Genomic DNA, 22,419 nt, shown 5'->3' on the forward strand with positions numbered 1-22,419 from the left:
TTCACGCCCTGGTACGAAATGATTTCTCGTACAGTGGAACCAAGCATTCCTCGGGGGTGAGAGGCGCAACGGTGTCGACGAGTCTGTCGAAAGGGCAGAACAGCCCGCTGACCGTCCACGATGTCGTGGTCGCGGTGCAGATCGATGCGGCCGCGGACCTGTCGGCGCTACTGGTCACCGACGCGGGCAAGGTTCGCTCGGACGCGGACTTCGTCTTCTACAACCAGCCGACAGGGCCCGGCGTTCGTCTACAGCCGACCTCGTCGGGGCGACCGTCAGGGTTGACGGTTTCGCTGGATCAGGTCCCGGCCGATGTCGCCCAGATCCGGGTGGTGATCACCCTCGACGACACGCGTGCCACGTTCGGACGGATTGCGGCCCCGTCGGTGTTCGTGGCAGACGCATCCGGCATTCGGTTGCACGAGTACCGGATCGACGGGTTGACGACCGAGTCCATCGTGATCGCGGTCGAGTTCTACCGTCGCCAGGGCAGTTGGAAGGTTCGCGCGGTCGGACAGGGATACGCCGGTGGATTCGCCGCCTTGGTCACCGACCACGGCGTCACGGTCGATGACCCTCCGCCGCCGGCCCACCCCGCCACACCAGTCCCGAGCTGTCCGCCGCCGCTTCCAGCGACTGCCGGTCACCCGCCACCGCCGCGCGCGACGCCACCGGTCGCCGCCGGTGAGGTCAGGCTGTCGAAGAATCGACCCGTCAGCCTGGCGAAAGGGCAGCGGGTCACGCTGCGCAAAGACGGTGGCGTCGCGTTGACCTTCATTCGGATGGGGTTGGGCTGGGATCCGATCCGGCGCGGCGGGCTGTTCGGGCGCCGTGCGATCGAGATCGACCTCGACGCCTGGGTGGCGATGTTCGCCGACCGAAATCTGGTCGACGTCGCCTATTACGGGCAGCTCGTGTCCAAAGACGGCTCGATCCGGCACCAGGGTGACAACCTCACCGGTGAGGGGGAGGGCGACGACGAGGTGATCCTGGTCGATCTGACCCGCGCCCCGGCTCACGTCACCACGTTGCTGTTCATCGTGACCTCGTACCAGGGACATACTTTCGAGAAGGTCGTCAACGCCTTCTGTCGCTTGGTGGACAACACGACCGACACCGAACTGGCCCGATACTCGCTGACCGGTGGGATGCGGTGCACCGCGATGGCCATGGCGAAGGTCTTTCGCGGCGAAGGAGACTGGCAGCTGCAAGCCCTCGGCGAGGGCTTCGATGCCAAGCATCCCGGTGAGGCGGTGCCCCTGCTCGGGCGATTCGTCACACGAGGATGACCTAGCTGCCGGGGTCGACAAGGGCCGCGGGAGCCGGTGATCGGCCGGCCGTCACGTGCGGTCGTGGAGAGTGACGTGATAGCCGTCGGGGTCGGCGAAGGTGAAGGTTCGGCCGAAGGGGCCGTCGATCGGTGCGGCGACGATGGTGTGACCGTCGGCGGCGAGAGCATCGTGAACGGCCTGGACATCTGTGGTGTGGAGCCAGATCGCGACACCGATGCCGGGCTGGAAAACGGCGGCGAGATCGGTGCCGGGAACGATGTCGCGCAGGGCGAACGCGATCGGTTTCGTCTCGAAGACGACGGCGTGCGGAGGACCGTTCGGTGAGCGGACGAGGCCGAGGTACTGCTCGTAGAACGCCTGGGAAGCGTCGAGGTCGCGTGTTTGCAGCGAGAGGAAGTCGGGGCCGGTGGCGGGCATGATGAACTCCTTCTAGTCGTGTCAGTATCCTGACACGAACCAATCTATGTCAGAATACTGACATGAGTCAAGACGGAGTAGATCTGGGGACGTCACTGGGCTACCTGCTGAAAGAGGCGTCGAGCGCGCTTCGCATCGCCATGGAGGAAGTGCTGCGCCCGCTCGGGATGAGCGTGACGCACTACTCCTGCCTCGAGCTGCTGGCTCAGCGACCGGGCTTGTCGAACTCCGAGCTCGCGCGGGGCGCGTTCGTCACCCGGCAGACGATGAACGTGCTGCTCCAGACCCTGGAACGAGACGGCTATGTGACCAGGCCCGCGGCGGCGCCCGTCGGGAAGGTTCTTCCCACGCGGCTCACACCTCGCGGACGACGGAGTCTCGAGCAGGCCACCGTGGCGGTCCGGTCCGTCGAGGTCAGAATGCTGGCCGGCATGACCGAGGCCGAGCAGTCGGGCGCGTTCCGGATCCTGCGGAGCATGATCGGTTCTCTGCGCGAGGACAGCGACGGCGCATAGTCCGTTCCCCGGCGCGCTCTATGCTGTCGGCGTGGCACGCACCGAAGGAACCCGAGCTCCCGGCCGCCCGGCCGCGGCGAGCCGTGACGACGTGCTGGACGCTGCCGTGCAGGTCTTCCTGGCGGGTCATCGAGTCGACGCGAATGCCATTGCCGCCCAACTCGGTCTGGGCCGCACCAGTATCTACCGGTGGTTCGGTTCCCGGGACGGGCTGCTCGGGGCCGCTTTGGCGCGCCAGCTCGAGCGCATGGTCGCCTACGCCGAACGGCGCAGCACCGCCACCGGCGGGGAACGGCTCGTGGAGATCCTCGACCGCGCCATTCACTGGCTGGTCGAAGACGGTTCGCTGCGCACCTACTTCGATCAGGAATCCACGTCGGCACTGCGCGTGATCACCCGCAGCGACGGGGTGGTGCACCCGGCGGCGGTCTCGATCGTGGAAGGTCTGCTCGAGCGCGCCGAGGAGCAGGGCTATCAGCCGCCGATCGATCGCGCCACCCTGGCGTATGCCTTGGTCCGGCTGTGGGAGGCGTTCCTGTACAACGACGCGGTGGCCGGATTTCAGGGTGACGTGGAGCGGCTGAGTCGCGTCCAGGCTGCCCTGCTTCGGGCTTAGTCGCCACTGTCGCGCAGGCGCGAGCAGTACCACGCGGCAAGGGTGTCCAGCGCCGCCTGTCGCGATATCGGTTGCCGCAGGCGGTGCCATTCGTGTGCCGCCGCCAGGGTCGCGCCGATGAGTCCGGCGGCGAGGAGGCGGGTGCGCTGCGACCGATTTTCGTGCGGGTGCAGGTGAGTGGCCAGCGTGTCGACGAAATCCGCCAGTGCCCTGGCGATTCGGGACTCGACGGTGTGGTCGCCGACGGCCCCTGCACCGAAAACCAGCTCCGATGTGGAATGCGGGCCGGACTCGACGAGATCGAAGAGCACCGTCACGCAGTGCCGCACCTGGTCGACGTCTGAGGTCGCCGCGTCGTGGGCGTTGCGCAGCCTGTCCGCGACGTCGTCCAGATACTCCAGGATCACCGCGAGATAGAGCTCGCTCTTGGTGGAGAAGTGGCGGTAGAGAACGGGTTTGGTGACGTCGGCAACGGCGCTCACGGTGTCCATCGTGGTGCCGTGATAGCCGTGCGCGGTGAACGTCGTCCGCGCGGCGGTGATGAGCCGACCGCGCTGCACGCTGCCGGATCGAGACGTTGCGAAGGAAGTGCTCATGTGCCGGGTCCCTACCTCCATTTGATACACGCAGAACTCTATGTAACATACTGGACCATGCAACTGGCCTTCACCGAGGACGAGCTCGCCTTCCGCGACGAGCTGCGAGCCTTCTTCCGCCGTGAGATTCCCGCGGACATCCGCGGGCGGAACCGACACATGCACGAGCTGAGCAAAGACGACTTCGTCACCACTCAGCGCATCCTCAACGCCGCCGGGCTGGCCGTACCCCACTGGCCCGTCGAGTGGGGTGGCCGGGACTGGTCGGCCGTGCAGCACCACATCTGGCATCACGAAATGCAGCTCGCCTCGGTGCCCGAGCCACTCACCTTCAACACGAACATGATCGGCCCGGTACTCGCCGAGTTCGGCTCGCCCGAGCTCAAGGCCCGATTCCTGCCCGCGACGGCGAATCTCGACATCTGGTGGTGCCAGGGCTTTTCCGAGCCCGACGCCGGCTCCGACCTGGCCTCGCTGCGCACCGTCGCGGTGCGCGACGGTGATCACTACGTGGTCAACGGGCAGAAGACCTGGACCACCGCCGCGCAGAGCGCGGACTGGATGTTCTGCCTGGTCCGCACCGATCCCACCGCGCCCAAGAAGCAGGCAGGCATCTCGATGCTGCTGTTTGCCATGGACACCCCCGGCGTGACGGTGCGGCCGATCGAGCTGATCGACGGCGGCTTCGAAGTCAACGAGGTGTTCCTGGAGAACGTGCGCGTCCCGGCCGATCAGCTGGTCGGCCAGGAGAACCACGGCTGGGCCTACGCCAAATTCCTGCTCGGCAACGAACGCACCGGCATTGCCGCGGTCGGGCAGACCGAGGTCCGCCTGGAGCTGGCGAAGGAATATGCCGCCCAGACCAGGCTCGGCACCGGCACGCTCCTCGACGACGCGACCTTCGCCGCCCGGATCGCCGATCTCGACAACGAACTGCTGGCACTCGAGCTGGTGCAGCTGCGGGTCGCGGCGAGTTCGAGTGGCGGCGCTCCCAACCCCGTCTCGTCGATCCTCAAACTGCGCGGTACCGAACTGCAGCAGGCCGTCACCGAACTGCTCGTCGATATCGCGGGCCCCGCTGCCGTCGCCCGGGTGGGGGAGACCGACGACTGGGCGCGTCGCACCATCGCCGGATACCTGAACTACCGCAAGACTTCCATCTACGGAGGATCGAACGAAGTGCAGCGCACCATCATTGCCTCGACGATCCTCGGACTGTGAGTAACCGCCATGGATTTCACCTTCACCCCTGAGCAGACCCTGCTGCGCGACACGGTGCGCAGCGTGCTGACCCGCCATTACACTCCCGGACGCCGCGCGGAGGTGATCGCCGATGTTCCCGGCTGGGATCCGAAGGTGTGGGCGGACTTCGCCGAGGTCGGTCTGCTCGGGCTGACCGTGTCCGTCGAGGACGGCGGCGTCGGCGGCGGCCCGATCGAAACGATGCTCGCGCTGGAGGAAATCGGCCGCACCCTGGCGCCGGAACCGATCTTCGACTGCGCCCTGCTACCCGCCCTCGTGATCGGCCGGGCCGGCACCGCAGACCAGCGTGCGTCCCTGCTGCCCGGAATCGTCGACGGCGAGCAGCTGTTCGCCTTCGCCCACGCCGAGCCCGGCGTCCGCTGGCCGGACACGCGTTCGGAAACCCTGGCCGTCGCCAACGGTGACCGGTGGACGCTGACCGGTCGCAAAAGTCCTGTGCCCTCGGGAGATCGGGCCGACCGGTTGATCGTCTCGGCCGTGGTACCCACCGGCGAGACCGCGTTGTTCCTGGTCGATGCCGAGGAGACGGCGGTCGTGCGCACCGCCTACCGCACCTACGACGGAGGTAGTGGCGCCGAGATCGAATTCCGTGGTGCGCCCGCCGAGTTGCTCGGCGCCGACCTCGACGCCGGTGCGATCATCGACGAAGCCGTGATCACGACGCAGGCCGCACTGGGCGCCGAAGCGGTCGGTGCGATGGCCGAGGCGTTGCGACTCACCACCGAGTATCTGAAGACCCGCAAGCAGTTCGGTGTCGCGCTGCGCACCTTCCAGGCTCTCACCCACCGGGCGGCGGACATGTACGTCGCGCTGGAACTGGCCCGCAGCATGAACCTGTACGCGGCGATGTCCTTGGCAGACGGCGTCATCGATCCGACGGTGGCTTCCCGTGCGAAACGGCGAATCGACCTCTCCGGCAAACACATCGGCCAGGAGGCCATACAGCTGCACGGCGGAATCGGCATGACCGCCGAATACCCGGTCGGGCACTACACCGCCCGGCTCACCACCATCGAACACACCCTGGGCGACACGAACGATCACCTGCGCTACCTGTCCGGTCCGCTGGGCGAGCACCGGAAAGCGAAGATCTGATGCGTATCCGTGGCGCGGTTCTCGACCACCCCGACCGGCCGCGGCCGTTCGCGTCGTCGCGCCCGATCGGGGTCTACGACCTCGAACTCGACGAGCCGGGCCCCACCGAGGTACTTGTCAGGATCGAAGCGGCCGGTGTGTGCCATTCCGATCTCAGTGTGGTCGACGGCAATCGGGCGCGGCCGCTGCCCATGCTGCTCGGCCACGAGGCGGCGGGCATCGTGGTGGCACTCGGCGACCAGGTCGACGATCTGACAGTGGGTGACCGGGTGGTGATGTCGTTCCTGCCGCGGTGCGAGCGCTGTGCGGCGTGTGCCCGCGGCGGTGAGCTGCCCTGCACCGAAGGAACCCGGTCGAACACGGCAGGCGAGCTCCTGCACCACCCCGGCAGACTGACCAGGGCCGGCAGGCCCGTGCGTCATCACCTCGGCGTCTCCGGGTTCGCCACGCACGCGGTGATCGACCAGGCCTCGGTCGTCGCAGTCGGCCGCGACGTGCCGCCCGAGGTCGCGGCACTGTTGGGGTGCGCCGTCCTGACCGGGGGCGGCGCCGTGCTCAATGTCGCCGACCCGGGACCGGAGGACGACCTGATGGTGGTGGGGCTGGGCGGCGTCGGCATGGCCGCGTTGCTCACCGCCTCCGCGATCGGGGTGCGGCGCATCGTTGCGGTCGACCGTCTGCCCGCCAAGCTCGCGGCCGCCCGCGACCTCGGTGCGACCGAAACCTGCACACCCGAACAGGTTGCGGCACAGGGGATCCGGGCGCGCTACGTGATCGAGTGCGCTGGTCACCCCGCCGCGTTCGAAACCGCCTTTCTGGCCACCGCTCCCGGTGGAACCACCGTCACCGTCGGTCTGCCCGCCCCGTCGGCCACTGTGACACTGTCACCCCTGATGTTCACCGCGGAAGCCCGCACCGTGGTCGGTAGCTACCTCGGCTCCGCGGTGCCGGCGCGCGATATCCCGCGCTACGAGCAGATGTGGCGGGCGGGCAGGCTACCGGTCGAGAAACTGATCTCCGCCCGCATCGGCCTCGACGACCTCAACGAGGCGATGGATCAACTCGCCGACGGCGCGGCGGTGCGTCAGGTGATCGTCTTCGAACCCGACATGGAGCCACGATGACATCCACCCTTTCCGACCTCCCGGTCGCCCAGTTCATCGGCGGCGACTGGGTGCACAGCGCGGCGACGATGCCGGTGCGCAACCCCGCCACCGGCGAAGAGGTCGCCACCGTCGCCGATGGTGACGACCGGACTGCCTCGGCCGCCTTGGACGCCGCGGTCGCCGCCCAGGACGACTGGGCGGCCACCGATCCGCGCCACCGCAGCGACATCCTGCTGCGCGCGTTCCACCTGCTGCATGCCGACACCGAGCGCATCGCCCACACGATCAGCCTGGAAATGGGCAAACCGCTCGCCGAGGCACGCGGCGAAGTCGCCTACGGCGCCGAATTCCTGCGCTGGTTCGCCGAGGAAGCCACCCGTGGCAGCGGAGCGTACTTCCGCGCACCGAGTGGTGGCCGCCGCATCGCTGTCCGCACACAGCCGGTGGGCCCGGTTTTCGCGATCACACCGTGGAATTTCCCCCTGGCCATGGTCACCCGCAAGGTGGCCCCCGCCCTCGCCGCGGGCTGCACCGTTGTTCTCAAGCCCGCACCCCAAACCCCGCTCACCGCAGTGGCATTCATGCAGATCCTGGCGAAGGCAGGCGTGCCATCAGGCGTCGTCAACTGTGTCACCACCTCGCGCGCGCCGCTGGTGTCGGCGCGGATTCTCACCGACCGGCGGCTGCGCAAGCTCACCTTCACCGGCTCCACCGCCGTCGGCCGCATCCTGCTGACCCAAGCCGCGCAAGGAGTCCTGCGGGTTTCGATGGAGCTCGGCGGCAACGCTGCCTTCGTCGTCCTGGAGTCCGCCGACCTGGACAAGGCCGTCGGCGGCGCGGTGCTCGCCAAACTGCGCAATGCGGGCCAGACCTGTGTCGCCGCCGACCGCTTCCTGGTCCACGAATCGCGGGCAGCGGAGTTCACCGACCGGTTCCTCGCCGCCGTTTCCGCGCTGCCGGTGGGCGACGGCCTCGACCGAGCCACCCGCATCGGACCCGTGATCGACGACGCGGCGGTACAGCGGATCACCGCGCTCGTCGACGAAGCGGTCAGCCAGGGCGCACACCTGCACGCCGTCGGAACCGACACCGCAGGATCCGGTTACTTCGTGCAACCGGCGGTCCTGACAGACGTCGACACCCGAACCCGGCTCTGGAATTCGGAGGTATTCGGCCCCGTCGCCGCGATCCGCACCTTCACAGACCCGGCCGAGGCCCTGCAACTGGCCAACGACACCGACTCTGGCCTGGCCGGGTACGTCTTCGGCGAAAACCTCGGCGACACCCTCGAATTCGCCGAGAGCCTGCAGACCGGCATGGTCGGCGTGAACACCGGCGCAATCTCCGACCCGGCCGCGCCCTTCGGCGGAATGAAGTCCTCCGGACTGGGACGGGAGGGTGGCAGCACCGGGCTGGAGGAATACCAGGAACTGCAGTACCTGGCCATCGACCGGTGACATGCCGATCTGTGAGGTTCACCCAATTCGTGTGATGCGATCTCGGCGGTGCCGGACGATCGTCGATCCCGACGGTTCCCGGACCCCGACAGGAGCGCTGCATGTGCGAGAAGCCGAAGCCCGCGAGCGCCGCGACAACGGATATCAACCACGCCGCGACGCAGCTCTACGACCTGGAGAACCGGGCCGACTTCGCCGATGCGCAGCGGGGGCTCATCGCTCCACTTCCCGGCACCGTCTACTCCGACGCCGATCCCGACCAGGTGGTCTTCGACCCCGCCGAGTTCGACTACCTCCGTGGTGACCCGCCGGTTCCGGACTCGGTGAACCCCAGCCTGTGGCGGCAATCGCAGCTCATCAGCATGGGCGGGCTGTTCGAGGTGACCAAGGGTGTCTACCAGGTCAGAGACAACGACATCGCGAACCTGACGGTGATCGAGGGCGAGGACGGCATCATCGTCATCGACTGCATGGCCGGTGTCGAATCCGCGCGGCAGGGCATGGACCTCATTCGTGAACACGTCGCCGACAAACCCGTCGCGGCGGTGATCTACACCCATACCCATGTCGACCACTACGGCGGCGTGAAGGGGGTGGTCTCGGCAGAGGATGTGGCGTCGGGCAAAGTGCCGATCATCGCCCCGGGTCTGCAGTTCGACAAGTTCGCGATCGGTGAGAACGTCGTCGCCGGTAATGCCATGGCGCGCAGAAGCTTCTACGCTTTCGGCGCGCTGCTGCCGCCCGGTGAACGTGGGTTCGTCACCTGCGGTATCGGTATCGCGTCGACGAACGGGCCGTCGATCTCCTACATCTCACCCACCGACCTCATCACCGAATCCGGGCAACGGCGCGAGATCGCGGGCGTCGAGTTCGAATTCCTCTACACCCCCGACACCGAGGCGCCGGAGGAGATGCACATCTGGATTCCGCAGTTGAAGGCGTTGACCTGCGCCGAGAATGCCAACCATGCCCTGCACAACATCCAGACGCTGCGCGGCGCCCGCACCCGCGACGCCCGCAACTTCGCCCGCTATCTCGACGAGACCTTGGAGCGGTGGGGTGACGACGTCGAGGTCCACTACGGCCCTCACACCTGGCCGGTCTGGGGCAACGAGAACGTCACCACCCTGCTGGAATCTCAGCGCGACACCTACAAGTTCATTCACGACCAGGCCCTGCGATTGGCCAACAAGGGCTACACCCCGCTCGAGGCCGCCGAGGTGATCGAACTGCCCGACGAGCTGGGCCGGAACTGGGCCAACCGCGGCTACCACGGCACCCTGCACCACGATGTGCGCGCGGTGTACACCAAGGAACTCGGAATGTGGGACGGCGATCCGGTCTCGCTGCACCCCCACACGCCCGTGGACGCGGCAACTCGGTTCGTCGAATTCGCCGGCGCCGACAACATTCTCGCCGAGGGCGAGCGTGCGATCGCGACGGCCGACTACCGCTGGGCGGCCGAGATCCTGCACAAATTGGTGTTCGCCCAGCCCGACAACCAGCGAGCCAAAGACCTGCAAGCCGACGCCTACGAGCAGATGGGCTATCAGGCAGAGGGTCCGCAGTGGCGCGGGATCTTCCTCTCGGCCGCACTCGAACTGCGTGAGGGTACTCAGCCACCGCCGTATGTGATCGCCAGCCAGGACACCATCTTGGCCATGCCCATCGACATCCTGTTCGACTTCGTCGCGGTGCACATCATCGGCGAACGTGCCGCCGAGGTGGACCTGCGCCTCGATCTGGACTTCACCGATGCCGGTGAGCAATGGACGATGTGGGTTCGCCGCGGCGTGCTCAACGCACGCCGAGGCAAGTCCGACAACCCACAGGTAGCAGTGTCCGGACCGAAGCCGTTCCTGGTCTCGACACTGTTGAAGCCGGAGACTGCGGTCCCCCTCGCCGACAGCGGCAAGATCACGATCACGGGCGATCCGGCGGTCCTCAGCACCTTCGGCACGCTCCTCGACGAGTTCGATCCGGCTTTCCCGATCGTCACCCCCTGATCCGCCGTGAGAGGTCCGCGAACTGGTACCGACCCCGAGCGGCTGCCGTCGGTGTCGACGAGTCGGCACCACCGGACCGGGGGCGACGAATTCCCGGACCTCGTTCAGTGACGCCGAGACCTGGATTTCATCCGAGGACGAGGTTGCGGTAGGTATCGAGGATGCCGCGGATCGACGATGTCACCGGCAGCTCACCATCGAGTGGTGCCCAGATGTAGCGGGCGTGCGCGGTGAGGTGGATCGGGTGTGTCGCGGCGACATCGACGGCGAAATGCAGACGGCGAACCGGGTGTGCGTCGGGGGACAGGTAGTCGAAATCCCCGACGTGGTGGCGGATGCCGGTGACCATCAGCCCAGTTTCCTCGAGCACGCCGCGGGCGACCGCCGCTGCGAGGGATTCTCCCGGCATCACCGTCGCACCGGGCAGCTTCAAGGGTGCCTTGATCGGACCGGTGTCGTGGCGCTCGAGAAGTAGTATCTGCCCACCACGATCGATGATCGCGCCGACTCTCGGTGCGGTGCCGTCGATCGCGGCCCGGCGGGACAGATCTTCGAACTCCGACTCAGATACCGTAGGACTCACCGACTCTTCACTCCTACACCCACTCGATACCAACGGCCGGGTTCGACGAACACAGCCGACTATTACGGTACTTGCCGGACGCCGCAGATGGAGGCGAACCGGAGGGTAGCTTGAGTTGGCCACTGCTGCAGCGAAACTGGACAATTGACCGCTGTCCGGTCGATGCGGGGAACAGTCGAGCGGGCGAGGGACCTTCGAGGAGCCACATGGGGGTCTGTGTCCAATAAGGTGGGCACCGATACCGGATCCAGGGGTGGGGGGTTGTATTGACAGGCAAAGGTTCCCGAGGTCTCGCGACCATCGCAGTGGCGCTGTGCACAGCGGCCGCCACTGCCGTCGTGCCATCCTGCGCCACACCACCGGCGGCGCCGAGCGCACCTGTTGTGGTGTCACTGCCGGCGCCCACCGGGCCGAACACAGTCGGCGTCACCGAACTCCACGTGAGCGACTCTCGCCGCGCCGATCCCTGGACCGGTGCCACGCGCGAACTCCTCGTACAGATCTGGTACCCGGCGCAGCCCGCCGGTGACGCGGTCGCGGCGGCGTGGATGGCGCCCGGCGGCCGCTCAGCACAGGAGGCCTACCTCGCCGGCCTCGGGGTGCCCGAAGCTCGATGGTCCCTGGGGCCGAGCCACAGCTACCCGAACCGACCGGCTCGCGAAGCTGGTGGGCCGTTCCCGGTCCTGCTGAACTCTCCCGGCATGGGTGACGCCACCGGCTGGAGCACCGCGCAAGCCGAGGATCTCGCCAGCCACGGCTACGTCGTTGCCGCGATCAACCACACTCATGAGGCCTTCGCCGTCCACTTCCCTGATGGCCGGGTCGAGCACACGGTCGTTCCTCTCGATTCGCCCCAGGAAGTCCTGCGAGATCTTCTGGTCCCCACTCGGGTGGCCGACGCTCGTTTCGTCCTCGACGAACTCGCCGCTGCGACGACCGACCGGCAGTCGGCAGCGAGGTTGCCCGTCGGGCTGACCGAGCGACTCGACCTGTCCAATGTCGGAATGTTCGGGCATTCGCTCGGCGGATCGACCACAGTGCAGTCGCTGCACGACGAACCCAGGATTCGCGCCGGCGTCAACTTCGACGGGCCGATTCTGGGCTCGGTCGCTACCGACGGGACAGCCCAGCCAGTGCTGATGCTCGCCAGCGGCGCCTCGCCGTGGTACGGAAACGCAGGCTGGGAACCGAACTGGCCCAACAACTCCGGGGTGAAGATTCCCCAGCGCGTCGCGGACACCGAGCACATGTCCTTCAGCGACCAGCAAACGATCCTGCCCCAACTCACCGCCGCAGGACTACTGCCCGCCACCACAACAGCGAAGGCGGTCGGTGGGATCGACCCACAACGATCCATCGACCTGCAGCGCACCTCGCTACGCACATTCTTCGACGCAGTGTTCGGCCGCAGCGCTGGCGGCGTCGTCGAGGCGATCGACAACTTGGATCAACCCGAAGTCGCTGGACCTCGATAGCTACACGTGCCGTGACCGCGCCGTGGGCAGCCCACGGCGCGGTCGGTGTCAGCTTTCGATGGCGGCGTGGAAGGCCACGGTGTCGAAGATGTCTTCCATCCGGGTGGCTTTGCCGTGGCGCATGGTCCAGGAATGCAGGAACGGCAGGGTGGTGATCGTCCCGCTGCGGGCGGTGACCCGGCGGGTGCCCATGACGATGACGCGGTCGTTCTGTTCGATGAACTCGACCGGATCGAGCGCCATGCCGCCGAGTACCGACGGAACATGGGCGAGGAACTGCTTGATTCCGTCGTGGCCGATCTTGGTTCCGCCGAGGCCGTACTTGTGCATGCCGTCCGGGTGGACCCATTCCACGTCGTCGTGCATGACGGACAGGATCTTGCCGACATCGCGCGTGGCGAAACCGTCGTAGGACGTGCGGATGGCCTCGATGTTCGGCGTCGTCACCTGTGCGCGGCTCATGACGGCGTCACCTGACGCACGTGCGCCGGGTGGTGCGCGGCGAGCGTGCGACGAATACCGTCGCGCCAGTCGACCGTGCACGGGCCGGTGAGGGACCGGCGCAGTTCGGGATCGAACTGGTAGGTCTCACGGGTGACCTCGGCGGGGACGAGTTTCGCCTCGATACCGCTGAGCTCTTCGAGGTATCGCACACAGTCGGTGATACCCACCGATTCGTCACCACCCCAGTTGACGAGCCTGGCCGGCACCGACGCCGCGTTCCACAGCTCGGGAACATGGGCGACGAGGTCGTCGGTGTAGAGCAGCGAACACCAGTTCTGCCCCTCCAGCGGAACCGGAATCGGTTCCCCGGCCAGCATCCGCTGGAAATACAGCATCGGCACACCGCCGTATCCGCCGGGACCGTAGGCGATGTTGAGCCGGGCGATCGTGGTCGGGAGTTCGAGCACGTTGGCCATCGCCCGCACGGTACCTTCGGCGGCGATCTTGCCGACCGGGTAGGTGGGCAGCCAGTCGGCGACGCCGTCGATCGGGTCGGATTCGCGATAGGCGTGTTCGAGGGTCTGCCGTTTGTAGAGCGCGCCGGTCGAGACGAACAGGAACGACTCGGCGGTGCGGCAATGTGTCATGAGCCGCGCACAGGCGGTGGCGTTGATGCCGAGCGCGTCCTCGAAATCGCTGCCGTCACCGCGATGGACCGCGGAGTGCAGTACGTGGGTGAAATCGGTGGGCAGCTGTTCGTAGCCCGCGGCGGTGGTGTCGTTCATGTCCCACTGACGCGTGATCACACCGACCTCGCGCAGTTCGGCTTCGACACCCGGTGTCCCGAAGCGGCCGAGACACCAGACCTCGTTGTCTGCGGCGAGCGCCTCGGCGACAGGTCTGGCGACCTGCCCGGTCCCGCCGGTGATCAGAATCTTCTTGCCGTGCAACGTGTTTCTCCCTATCGGTCGGCGTCGGCGAGTGCCCGGTCGAGTTCCTTGCGCAGAACGGACTGGAACGCGGTGACGTGCCGTGGCCCCATCAGCGTGTAGTGCTCGCCGGGGACGTCGATGTAGCGGTTGGGTTCAGTGGTGAACTCGTCCCACCGGCTGAGTTCGTTGTCGATCCAGTCTTGTTTGGTGCCGCGCAGGGGAACCGCGCAGAACACGCTCATCGAGCGCACGGCACCACTGGGCGAATACGTGCGGCCCAGGCCGGTGAGACCGTCGGCGAGCTCGGCCCATGCCGTGAACTTCGTCAGGTCCAGATCGAGTTCGGCGATCCGTTCGGGTGGGGCGAGCTCGATCAGGCGTGCGAGCTGCCGGCTCTTGGGCAGTGCGCGCAGCTCGGCGGGCAATTCGGCGGCCTGCCGCTTGCTGATCAGGTCGAGGAACATCGCCAGATTCGCCGCGGTCTCGGTGAAGTCCAGCTCGTCCATCCGGTACTTGATATGCGGTGGCAGGTTGAAGCTGCCGAGGAAATCGACCCGCTCACCCTCGGCCTCGAGTCGCTTGGCGATCTCGAAAGCCACCGCGGCACCGAAGGAGTAACCGGCGAGGGCATACGGTCCGTGCGGTTGCCGTCGGCGGATGGCATCGAGATAGACATCGACCATCTCGTCGAAGGTGTGGAACGGCTCCTCACCGCTGTTGAATCCGCGGGCGCGCAGCGCGTAGAACGGCCGATCGCCGACGAAGTACTTCGCCAGGTTGACGAAGACCAGGACTTCGCCGACGCCGGGGTGGACACAGAACAGCGGCGTCTTGTCGCCACTGGTCTGCAACGCCACGATCGGATCGTATCGGCGCGGTCCGTCGCCGCCGCCGTCGACGATGGCGGCCAGCTCCCGCACCGACGGGGCGGTCAGGATGGCGATGATCGGCAGGGTCGCCACCTCGAAGCGTCGCGCGATCTGCTGCTGCAATCGAAGGATGTCGAGCGAGGTGCCACCCAGATCGAAAAAGCTTGCCGTGACGCTGATTTCGGTGACCGGAAGATCGAACAGCTCCGCGTAGACACCGGTCAGGATCGACTCGGTGTTGCCCTCCGGTGCCGAATATCCGCCGAGCTGACGGGTTGTGACAGCCGCGGTGTCGGCGATGACCTGGTCGTAGCCACCCGATTCGAGCCGTTGGCGCATGCGTGGCCGCAAGGTCTTACCCAGACTCGTCTTGGGAAAGTCCGCCTTGTCCAGCGGCAGGATGAATCCGGGCCGGAACCCGCACAGCAGCACGACCGTGGAACGCACCGCGGTCAGCAGGCGATGCAGACCGGCTTCGTCGGCCCCGGTCTCGGCGTGGATGGCGATCACGAGCTGTTCGGTGTCACTGCCGGGGCGCCGCGTCGGGAACGCGGCGACATAGCCGGGGGAGATGCCGTCGAGTTCCTCGATCGCCGTTTCGATCTCGTGGCTGAAATAGTTGACGCCGTTGACGATGATGCTGTCCTTGCTGCGCCCGACGAGCGTCAGCCTGCCGTCGGCCAGCCGCCCGAGATCGCCCGTGCGGAACCAGCCGTCGGCGGTGAAAGCCTCGTGGGTGGCGTCCGCGTTGTTGAAATAGCCGTGAGTGACCATCGGTCCGAGCAGTTGCACCTCGCCGGTCGCACCGTCGGGTAGTGACAGGTCTTCGTCGTCGGCGACCCGCAGCTGCAATCGGGGCACCGAATGCCCGACAGCGGCGAACTCCTGCCCGGTGTCGGCACTCGGGAAATCGCGATTGTAGATGCTGCCCGCGCAGGTCTCGGTCATCCCGAACGCGGGCCACAACGCGGCGTCGTGCAGGCCGCAGGCGGCGAAGGTCTGCAAGAACGTCTGTCCTGTCGCGACCACATTGGCTTCGCCACCGCTCACGATGTGGCGCAGGCATGTCAGATCGAGTAGGTCGCTGTCGCTATCTGGTTCGAACAGCGCATTCAACTGGCCCAGTAGGAAATTCGGTGTGAAGGTCATGGTCACCCGGTGGCGGGAGATGATCCGCAGGAACTGCATCGGGTCGTCGGCGACGATCTCGCTCGGAGCATGGATCTGCTGCGCTCCGGAATACAGCGGAAGCAGATGTGTTTCCAGCAGCGCCGCGACGTGATCGAACGAGATCCAGTTGAAGGTGGTATCGGCCGGGGTGAGGTGCTGCACCGCCGACTTGCCAGCCATGGAGCTGAGCAGGTTGGCATGGGTGAGTGACACCGCTTTGGCGTTTCCGGTGGATCCGGAGGTGAGGACCAGCAGCGCGAGATCATCGCTGCTCGCGTGGTGCACGAACGGTGGGTGTTCGCCCGTCCGCAGGGATTCCACCGTCACCGGCGCCAGTCCTGACACGGCGGGCATGGTGTCGCGCATCGCGAGCGATGTCACCACCAGTGGGCCTTCGAGCAGTTCGCCGACATGGCGCAGTGCGCTCGCCCAGCGCGTCGGGTCGGCGGGCTGGGCGACCATGGGACACGGGACGAACCCGCCGAGGAAACAAGCCCACAGCACGGTGACGAAGTCTTCGTGATCATCGAGCAGGAGAACGACTTTCGACTGTGGTCGCAGCCCTTGGTCGCGCAGCGCGCCGGTCAGCCGCAAGGCGTCGTCGAGCAGTTGTGGATGGGAACGATGGACCCGAACCGCGGGTGCGTCGGCAGTGCGTTGCAAATAGGTCGTGCCGCTGGTCGGATGATGGCGCGCGGCGTGCAGGAGAATTTGTGGTACCGACTCGGCGTCGCGTACCGCATGCGGTACAGGCACCGTCGAAAGAATCGATGTAGCAGTCATTTTCACCTAACCACTGATCAGACGTGCGGCGAACCGCGATGTTCAGGCAGTGCCGAAGACCTCGTCGTACTCCAGCCGGGGAAGGCGGCCCATCCAGGCGTCCGGGCCTGGCTTGCCGATGTTGATGACGCACAGCGGTGCGTGCCTGCCGTCGGGGAAAAACTCCCGGGCGATGGCGTCGGCGTCGAATCCGACCATCGGGCCTGCCGCGAGACCCGCGGCCCGGATTCCGATGATCAGGTACGCCAGCTGCAACGCCGCGTTGAACGTGGCCGACTTCTCGCGCACCGCCGGGTCGGCGAAGACGTTCTGCGGGTTCTCCATGAAGGGAACCAGTTTGGGCAGCTCGTCGTGGAAATCGAGGTCGGCCCCGAGCACGACTGCCAGTGGCGCCTGCGCGGTCTTGTCCTTGTTGCGATCTGTCATGGCCTCGACCAAGCGCGACCTCGCCTGGTAGGAGCGCACGAGGACGCCGCGAAGGGGTTGCTGGTTCATGGAGGTCGGCCCGAATTTCACGAGTTCGTAGATGGCGCGGAACTGTTCGTCGGTCACCGGCTCGTCGGTGAAGGTGTTGGCCGTGCGGGCGGTGCGGAACAACAAGTCCTGCGCTTCCGCGTCCAGTGCCAGCTGCTCGGTCGATACCGTCGCCGCCATGAAACCCTCCAGGGTGAGTTGATTAGACTAGTCGGTCCAGTCCAGTAAATAGTAGATAGACTGACTCGTCCACCCGTACTGTTGGTGACGCGGGTCACTCACCACGAAAGGCGCAGACGGACATGTCGACATCGGCCATACGCTCGAGTGGATCCGGTGGCCGCCCACCCGGCGGCGACCCGGGTAAACGTCGAGCCATCCTCGATGCCGCGATCGATACGTTCCTGCGAGACGGCTACGAGCGGGCGACCCTCGACGTGATCGCCGAACGAGCCGGCGTGGCGAAACAAACCGCCTACAACCACTTCGGCGACAAACAGACCCTGTTCCTGGCCGCCGTGGACGACGAACGCAGCCGTGTCGCCGCGAACTTCGGCACAGACATCACCGGCGCGGATCAGGCCGACGATCTCGATGCCACCACCGCTCTCGTCGAGATCGGCCACCTCGTCCTGCGCGTCCTGCTCGACGAGCGCGCCTCCGCGCTGCGCCGCCTGGTCATCAGCGAGGTCGCCCGCATCCCGTCCCTGCGCCCTGCCTGCGCGGACGGCGAACCGAAACAGCTCGTCACGCAGATCGCCGACCTGCTGCGTCGCCGCAGTGAACGAGGTGAGCTCGATGTCGACGATTCGTCGACCGCCGCTCGGCAGTTCGTCTCACTGCTCGTCCAACAGGGTCTGCACGCCTCGATGTACGGCACGATCCCACTGCGTGCCGACGACGCCGCAACGATCTGCACCGAGGCCGCCCACCTCGTCGTCCGCGCCTACCGCCCGGCCGCGGATCCCGACTGATGGACCGTGACTTTTGTCGAGATCGCGGTCCCGGTTGTGCGGAATGTAGGCAAAGGGCTTGTGTCACTTGCCATTGAGGTGCGCAGGGGATTCGATCCCCGGAGCGATCGGGAATGGGCGCGGCATCGCTGTGCGAGAGGCTACAGCGCCTAGGATGGATCCTGCCCCCGCGACGTGGCGGCGGCGCGTGGGTGCACGGGGAAGGCTCGCCTCGACCGGTCAACCGGTCGAGGCGAGCCGCACCGCCTTGCGAACGCCGAGGGCGTCAGTGATTACTGCGCGATCGCTGATCATGGGGAGGTCGGAGGGAATCCATCCGATCAGAGAGACAGCATGACAGCGACCATCGCCGTTTGCCCGAGCAGCTGAGCTATCGGATCGTCTATTGTTGTGACCATTTTCCCATGGGACTCCGGTCCACCGACACGTTCTGATCCGACACTGGACAAGAATCCCATCGTCGTGGCACTTCGCGCCGACCGGAGGTGTTGAGGACGGTCGTGGACATGCCTTCGGCGGCTTCTTCCAGCCCGGCGCGCTGCGTATTCTGGTCGGATGATCTCCGCAGGTATCGCGGCGATCGAATTCCTTGTGAGCGGAGGGTAATTCGTGAGCAGCGCGCAGGTCGGGTCGTCGCGAGGGGTGGGCGAACAGGAGATCCTGGATCGGGTGGCCGAACTGGCGGTGGGGTTTGCCGCCGACGCGGCCGGCTATGACGAGCGGGCCGAGATTCCGGTCGCCGAGCTGACCGCACTGCACGATGCCGGGGTTGATCGGGCGGTGCTGCCTCGGCGGCTGGGTGGGCTCGGATCGAGCTATCAGTCGTTCGGGACAGTGGTGCGGATTCTGGCGAAGGCCGATCCGTCCATCGCGACGATCTGGGTGATGCACGCTGGTGCGGGCGTCGCGTTGGCCGAGTTGACCGGGGATTCGGCGGGGTCGTTCTTCGCCGAGGAGTTCCTCGCGGGTAAACGGTTCGCCAACGCGTTGTCCGAGCCGGGCAGCGGGAACCGGTTTCTGCAACCACAGCAGGTGGCCGAACCCGTGGTGGGCGGCTGGTCGCTCACCGGCGCGAAACGGTTCGTCTCCGGTAGTGAGATCGCGGACTACCTGCTCGTGAACGCGCTGGTTTCGGGGGCACCGACGTTCTTCGGGGTGATACCGGACGAGTCCGTATCGATCATCCCGATCTGGGACACCCTCGGTTTGCGCGCGACCCGCAGTCAACTGCTGGCCTTCGACAACACCGTGTTGCGCGCCGAATACCGTGGTCGTGCACCGGGACCGGGTGATTTCGCGGTGATCCCGGCCGGGTTGCCCGCCATCTCCCTCGGCATCGCCGACGCGGCGCTCGCCGCGTTGGTCGCGCACGCCCGGTCGCGGATGATCCTGGGCAATCCGCTGGCCGAGCAACAGTGGGTGCAGCACGAGGTCGCCGACGTACAGGTACGCCTCGCCGCCGCCCACGCCCTCTACGACCAGGGTCTGCGCGAGGCCGACAGCGCGAGCCCCGCCTTCTTCTCCACCCTGTCGCGGGCGAAGTATCTCGCGAACAAGGTGGCAGTGGACGTCGCCCAGTTGGGTGTGCGCGTGGGTGGAGCATCGGGGTATCTGCGTCAGTCGCCCATTCAGCGGCACCTGCGCGACGCCGAGGCGGGGCAGCTCATGGCGTACTCGACCGAGGTGCTGGCCGGTGAGATCGGCCGGGAGGTGCTCGGCGCCGATGTGCCGCCGCCGAGCTCTTGATCACCTCGGTCGAGATCGGTTGTCTTCCAATACTTCAGGTGCCACGGCCGTCGTCGGACGTGGAGCTACCGGAGTCACTATCCGGCCATGGCGTCCTTGCGCCGTGCGGCGCGGTAGGCGGCCGGGGTGACCCCGTACTTGGCGCGGAATGCTCGGGAGAGTTGATCGACCGTGCGGAAACCGCAGCTGTCGGCAATGTCGCGCAGGCCACGGGTGTCATCGCTGAGCGCGCTCGCCGCGGCAGCCAGCCTGCGGGTGCGGATGAGCCGCCCCACGGACAGGCCCTGGAGTTCGAACGCCCGGAACAGGGTCCGCCTGCTCACGTGCAGCCGGACCGCGACCGCATCGGGATTCACCGCCGGGTCCGCGAAATTCCGGTCGATGAAGTCGGCCGCGCGGCGACGCAGCACATCCTCGGTTGTCAGCTCCCTCGTCGCATCCGTGAGATCGCGTTCGAGCAGCGCGACTATCGCCGCCCGGAACAAGATCTCGTCGATGCGAGCCACAATTCGCAGATGGTCGGGACTTGTTGCACCACAGGCGATATCACGGCCGAACATCAAGGCCGACACCGCCGCGCGCGACAGCGGCCAGGACCAGCCGCCTGCCGCGGCCGCGTCCAGTCCCCACGCGGTCAGCGAATCGACCGGTAGGTAGAGGTACAGCACATCGGTGGCCGGAGCCTCGCAGCGCGCGAGGGTCGACCGGAACGGGCTGTCGAGGCACACCGCGAAAGCCTCACCGGCCACCGCGGTCGATCGGTGGCCTCGTTGCTCGAGCGTGGCCCGCCCGGCCAGCACCAAACCCAGTTGCAGGTATTGGCTGTAGTGGTCGTCGCCGACGCCGGCGCCGCGCTCGGCGGTGATGTCCGAGGATCGCAGCCGGGCGACCAGCACCGACCCGGTGCTCGAGGTCCACAGCGTGGCAGCGAAATCCTCCCGGGCGCGCAGGCGGCAGCCGAACGCCACCCGCTGCAAATCGGGCGTCCCGCGGAGGGCCACACCCTGGTCGGCGGCGGGGCCCGGTCGCTCCAAGGGGCACACAGTTGCCGGTCGAATCAATTCGCTCGCCGATTGCCCCAATTCGAACAAAACGGACTTCTCTGGCGCTGGGACCCTCGGAAAGGCCTCCGTTCGGTCGGAGTGCTGCTCGCCGCGCTCGGTTCGCCCTCCGGTCTCGATCCTGTGCGCGTCCGCCTCGCTGTGCATATTCCACCTCCGCGCTGGGGGTGCGCGGTCGCCGGAAACGGGTAGGACGCGGATCCGTCACCGGTTGCCTGCACCTGTCGACAATGGGAGTTGCTCTCGAAAAACCAAGGATAACAGCGTAATTCGCTGACATAGTACGGTCTATCGGATCTCGGTGTCACCTCGTGGACGACACTCGCATTCCGTGCCAGGTTCGCCGGGATGTCGTGCCAGGACGGGTTGCGCGGGCCGTGCTCTCGACTGCCTCGAAGGCGGTTCCCGCCTGCCGATTTCGGTCATCCGGTAGCCATCGGGGGCGCTCGTCGATGGTTTGCCTGGTTATTGCGGCACTCCTGCCTGCGGCCTAACCTCGACACCGTTGGCTCCCTTGCTATTCCGCGTTCAACGGTCGCAGGATTCCTCATCGTGTCCTCCCTGCTCGCGCGCATTCCTCGCTCACCTCGACGACAAAGGACTACTGAGACATGCTGTGGGAAGCACTGCTGTGGGTGATCGTCGCCGCAGGACTGGCCGGAACCGCCGCCTACCTGCTGCGCAGGCGCGGCAAGGGGCGCGACGGAGAGGCCACCAACGAGTCGGTGGGGCAGGTGTTCACGCTCGTCGGCGGACTGCAGGTGGTGCTCGCGTCGTTCCTGCTCATCGGCGTGCTCGACACCAACGCCGGTGCGGCGAAGGCGGCATCGGACGAGGCAGACCGGCTGCTCGCCTTGCAGTGGGCGGGCGACGCGTTGTCCGAGCCGGCCCGCAGCACCGTCACCAGGGCTGTTCACTCCTATACCGGCCAGGTGATCGAGGTCGAATGGCCAGCCATGAGCTCCGGTGGGAGTGTCGATGACAGGGCTTGGAACCAGTTGTCGGCGGTGCGCACCAGCATTGCGGCCAGTCCCGCCACCGACGAATGGCAACGTTCGCGTCAGATCGCGGCAGCCGATCGGCTGTGGGAGGTCTACGAGGCAAGGCAAGCCAGGATCGAGGCCGCGGGCAGCGCGCTGTCGCCGATGATGTGGCTGGCGCTGGCACTCGGCGCGATTCTGTCGGTGGGTTTGTCACTGCTGTTCTCGGGCACCAGCGCGCGCATTCACATCGTGGTGGTGGCCAGCTTCGCGGCGGTGGTGACGTTCATGATCTTCACCATCTTCGAGCTACAGAACCCCTATGGCAGAGCGGCGGCTGTCGCACCGACGGCCTTCGATGCCGTGCTGGTGCAACTGAGGTGAAAAAGACTGTGCGGAGAGGGATCTGGGCTGCCGCACTGGCGGGGGTGGGCCTGTTCGCGCCCGGATCGGTCGGTGCGGTTCCAGGTCCGGTATCACCGTCGATCGAGCCACCGAGCGTCGTCGTACCGCGAAACATGCCGCGAATCGGGACGTTGACCACCGCCCCACCGGAACCCGCGGA

20 protein-coding genes are annotated in these 22,419 nt (G+C 66.6%); 12 read left to right on the forward strand and 8 right to left on the reverse strand.

The window, feature by feature from the left end:
• Nucleotides 1-71 precede the first annotated feature (71 nt).
• The gene (locus tag ACWGCN_RS15835; RefSeq protein WP_452459417.1) at nucleotides 72-1,289 is read left to right on the forward strand and encodes a TerD family protein; all 1,218 of its coding nucleotides are present in this window, start codon (nucleotides 72-74) and stop codon (nucleotides 1,287-1,289) included.
• A gap of 51 nt (nucleotides 1,290-1,340) precedes the next feature.
• On the opposite strand, the gene ACWGCN_RS15840 is transcribed toward ACWGCN_RS15835, so the two are convergent.
• Complete coding sequence (locus ACWGCN_RS15840; protein WP_452459416.1) at nucleotides 1,341-1,709, reverse strand: VOC family protein; 369 nt, start codon at nucleotides 1,707-1,709, stop codon at nucleotides 1,341-1,343.
• Nucleotides 1,710-1,771: 62 nt separating this feature from the next.
• On the opposite strand from ACWGCN_RS15840, the gene ACWGCN_RS15845 reads away from it, so the two are divergent.
• Nucleotides 1,772-2,224 carry a MarR family winged helix-turn-helix transcriptional regulator gene (locus tag ACWGCN_RS15845; RefSeq protein ID WP_449960640.1) on the forward strand — a complete coding sequence of 151 codons (453 nt, stop codon included), beginning with the start codon at nucleotides 1,772-1,774 and terminating at the stop codon, nucleotides 2,222-2,224.
• A 31-nt stretch (nucleotides 2,225-2,255) separates the two neighbouring features.
• Nucleotides 2,256-2,840, forward strand: coding sequence for a QsdR family transcriptional regulator (locus ACWGCN_RS15850; RefSeq protein ID WP_379312804.1), 585 nt, complete (start codon nucleotides 2,256-2,258; stop codon nucleotides 2,838-2,840).
• Here ACWGCN_RS15850 and ACWGCN_RS15855 read toward each other — a convergent pair.
• Entirely contained in the window at nucleotides 2,837-3,436 is a 600-nt protein-coding gene (locus ACWGCN_RS15855; protein ID WP_387446808.1) for a TetR/AcrR family transcriptional regulator, read from the reverse strand. The two genes, ACWGCN_RS15850 and ACWGCN_RS15855, sit on opposite strands and share 4 nt — an antisense overlap.
• A gap of 57 nt (nucleotides 3,437-3,493) precedes the next feature.
• Between ACWGCN_RS15855 and ACWGCN_RS15860 the strand changes: the two genes are divergently transcribed.
• From ACWGCN_RS15860 to ACWGCN_RS15880, 5 genes are all read left to right on the forward strand, one after another.
• Nucleotides 3,494-4,657: an acyl-CoA dehydrogenase family protein gene (locus ACWGCN_RS15860; protein WP_379312801.1), complete on the forward strand. Its 1,164-nt coding sequence runs from the start codon at nucleotides 3,494-3,496 to the stop codon at nucleotides 4,655-4,657.
• Nucleotides 4,658-4,666: 9 nt separating this feature from the next.
• A complete protein-coding gene (locus ACWGCN_RS15865) occupies nucleotides 4,667-5,794 on the forward strand; it encodes an acyl-CoA dehydrogenase family protein (RefSeq protein WP_387446812.1) in 1,128 nt (375 codons plus the stop codon).
• Nucleotides 5,794-6,918 carry an alcohol dehydrogenase catalytic domain-containing protein gene (locus ACWGCN_RS15870; protein ID WP_387446814.1) on the forward strand — a complete coding sequence of 375 codons (1,125 nt, stop codon included), beginning with the start codon at nucleotides 5,794-5,796 and terminating at the stop codon, nucleotides 6,916-6,918. The genes ACWGCN_RS15865 and ACWGCN_RS15870 overlap by 1 nt, the downstream gene beginning before the upstream one ends.
• Nucleotides 6,915-8,357: an NAD-dependent succinate-semialdehyde dehydrogenase gene (locus ACWGCN_RS15875; protein ID WP_452459415.1), complete on the forward strand. Its 1,443-nt coding sequence runs from the start codon at nucleotides 6,915-6,917 to the stop codon at nucleotides 8,355-8,357. The genes ACWGCN_RS15870 and ACWGCN_RS15875 overlap by 4 nt, the downstream gene beginning before the upstream one ends.
• Nucleotides 8,358-8,458: 101 nt before the next feature.
• Complete coding sequence (locus ACWGCN_RS15880; RefSeq protein WP_452459414.1) at nucleotides 8,459-10,363, forward strand: alkyl/aryl-sulfatase; 1,905 nt, start codon at nucleotides 8,459-8,461, stop codon at nucleotides 10,361-10,363.
• A gap of 127 nt (nucleotides 10,364-10,490) precedes the next feature.
• Here ACWGCN_RS15880 and ACWGCN_RS15885 read toward each other — a convergent pair whose 3' ends face one another.
• Nucleotides 10,491-10,946 carry an NUDIX hydrolase gene (locus ACWGCN_RS15885; RefSeq protein ID WP_378989627.1) on the reverse strand — a complete coding sequence of 152 codons (456 nt, stop codon included), beginning with the start codon at nucleotides 10,944-10,946 and terminating at the stop codon, nucleotides 10,491-10,493.
• Nucleotides 10,947-11,386: 440 nt separating this feature from the next.
• Between ACWGCN_RS15885 and ACWGCN_RS15890 the strand changes: the two genes are divergently transcribed.
• Nucleotides 11,387-12,421 carry an alpha/beta hydrolase family protein gene (locus ACWGCN_RS15890; protein WP_387446818.1) on the forward strand — a complete coding sequence of 345 codons (1,035 nt, stop codon included), beginning with the start codon at nucleotides 11,387-11,389 and terminating at the stop codon, nucleotides 12,419-12,421.
• A gap of 48 nt (nucleotides 12,422-12,469) precedes the next feature.
• Here the strand turns inward: ACWGCN_RS15890 and ACWGCN_RS15895 are convergent, their stop codons facing one another.
• The 4 genes from ACWGCN_RS15895 to ACWGCN_RS15910 all read right to left on the reverse strand — a co-directional run bounded on the left by ACWGCN_RS15895 (nucleotide 12,470) and on the right by ACWGCN_RS15910 (nucleotide 17,273).
• Nucleotides 12,470-12,883, reverse strand: coding sequence for a nuclear transport factor 2 family protein (locus ACWGCN_RS15895; protein ID WP_378660098.1), 414 nt, complete (start codon nucleotides 12,881-12,883; stop codon nucleotides 12,470-12,472).
• A complete protein-coding gene (locus ACWGCN_RS15900; RefSeq protein WP_452459413.1) occupies nucleotides 12,880-13,815 on the reverse strand; it encodes an NAD-dependent epimerase/dehydratase family protein in 936 nt (311 codons plus the stop codon). The genes ACWGCN_RS15895 and ACWGCN_RS15900 overlap by 4 nt, the downstream gene beginning before the upstream one ends.
• 11 nt (nucleotides 13,816-13,826) lie before the next feature.
• Nucleotides 13,827-16,592 (reverse strand): AMP-binding protein, encoded by a 2,766-nt coding sequence (locus tag ACWGCN_RS15905; protein WP_452459412.1) that lies wholly within the window; start codon nucleotides 16,590-16,592, stop codon nucleotides 13,827-13,829.
• Nucleotides 16,593-16,661: 69 nt separating this feature from the next.
• The gene (locus tag ACWGCN_RS15910; protein ID WP_378989633.1) at nucleotides 16,662-17,273 is read right to left on the reverse strand and encodes a malonic semialdehyde reductase; all 612 of its coding nucleotides are present in this window, start codon (nucleotides 17,271-17,273) and stop codon (nucleotides 16,662-16,664) included.
• A 122-nt stretch (nucleotides 17,274-17,395) separates the two neighbouring features.
• Here ACWGCN_RS15910 and ACWGCN_RS15915 point away from each other — a divergent pair, with 122 nt between their 5' ends.
• Both ACWGCN_RS15915 and ACWGCN_RS15920 read left to right on the forward strand, forming a co-directional pair.
• On the forward strand, nucleotides 17,396-18,067 hold the full coding sequence (locus ACWGCN_RS15915) for a TetR/AcrR family transcriptional regulator (RefSeq protein WP_452459411.1): 672 nt from the start codon (nucleotides 17,396-17,398) through the stop codon (nucleotides 18,065-18,067).
• 609 nt (nucleotides 18,068-18,676) lie between these two features.
• Nucleotides 18,677-19,813: an acyl-CoA dehydrogenase family protein gene (locus ACWGCN_RS15920; protein ID WP_387446825.1), complete on the forward strand. Its 1,137-nt coding sequence runs from the start codon at nucleotides 18,677-18,679 to the stop codon at nucleotides 19,811-19,813.
• Between the two features lie 77 nt (nucleotides 19,814-19,890).
• On the opposite strand, the gene ACWGCN_RS15925 is transcribed toward ACWGCN_RS15920, so the two are convergent.
• Nucleotides 19,891-20,847 (reverse strand): helix-turn-helix domain-containing protein, encoded by a 957-nt coding sequence (locus ACWGCN_RS15925; RefSeq protein WP_378989637.1) that lies wholly within the window; start codon nucleotides 20,845-20,847, stop codon nucleotides 19,891-19,893.
• A gap of 638 nt (nucleotides 20,848-21,485) precedes the next feature.
• Between ACWGCN_RS15925 and ACWGCN_RS15930 the strand changes: the two genes are divergently transcribed.
• Nucleotides 21,486-22,238 carry a bestrophin-like domain gene (locus ACWGCN_RS15930; RefSeq protein WP_378989638.1) on the forward strand — a complete coding sequence of 251 codons (753 nt, stop codon included), beginning with the start codon at nucleotides 21,486-21,488 and terminating at the stop codon, nucleotides 22,236-22,238.
• Nucleotides 22,239-22,419: the final 181 nt, after the last annotated feature.

It is taken from the genome of Nocardia sp. NPDC055050, assembly GCF_053608345.1.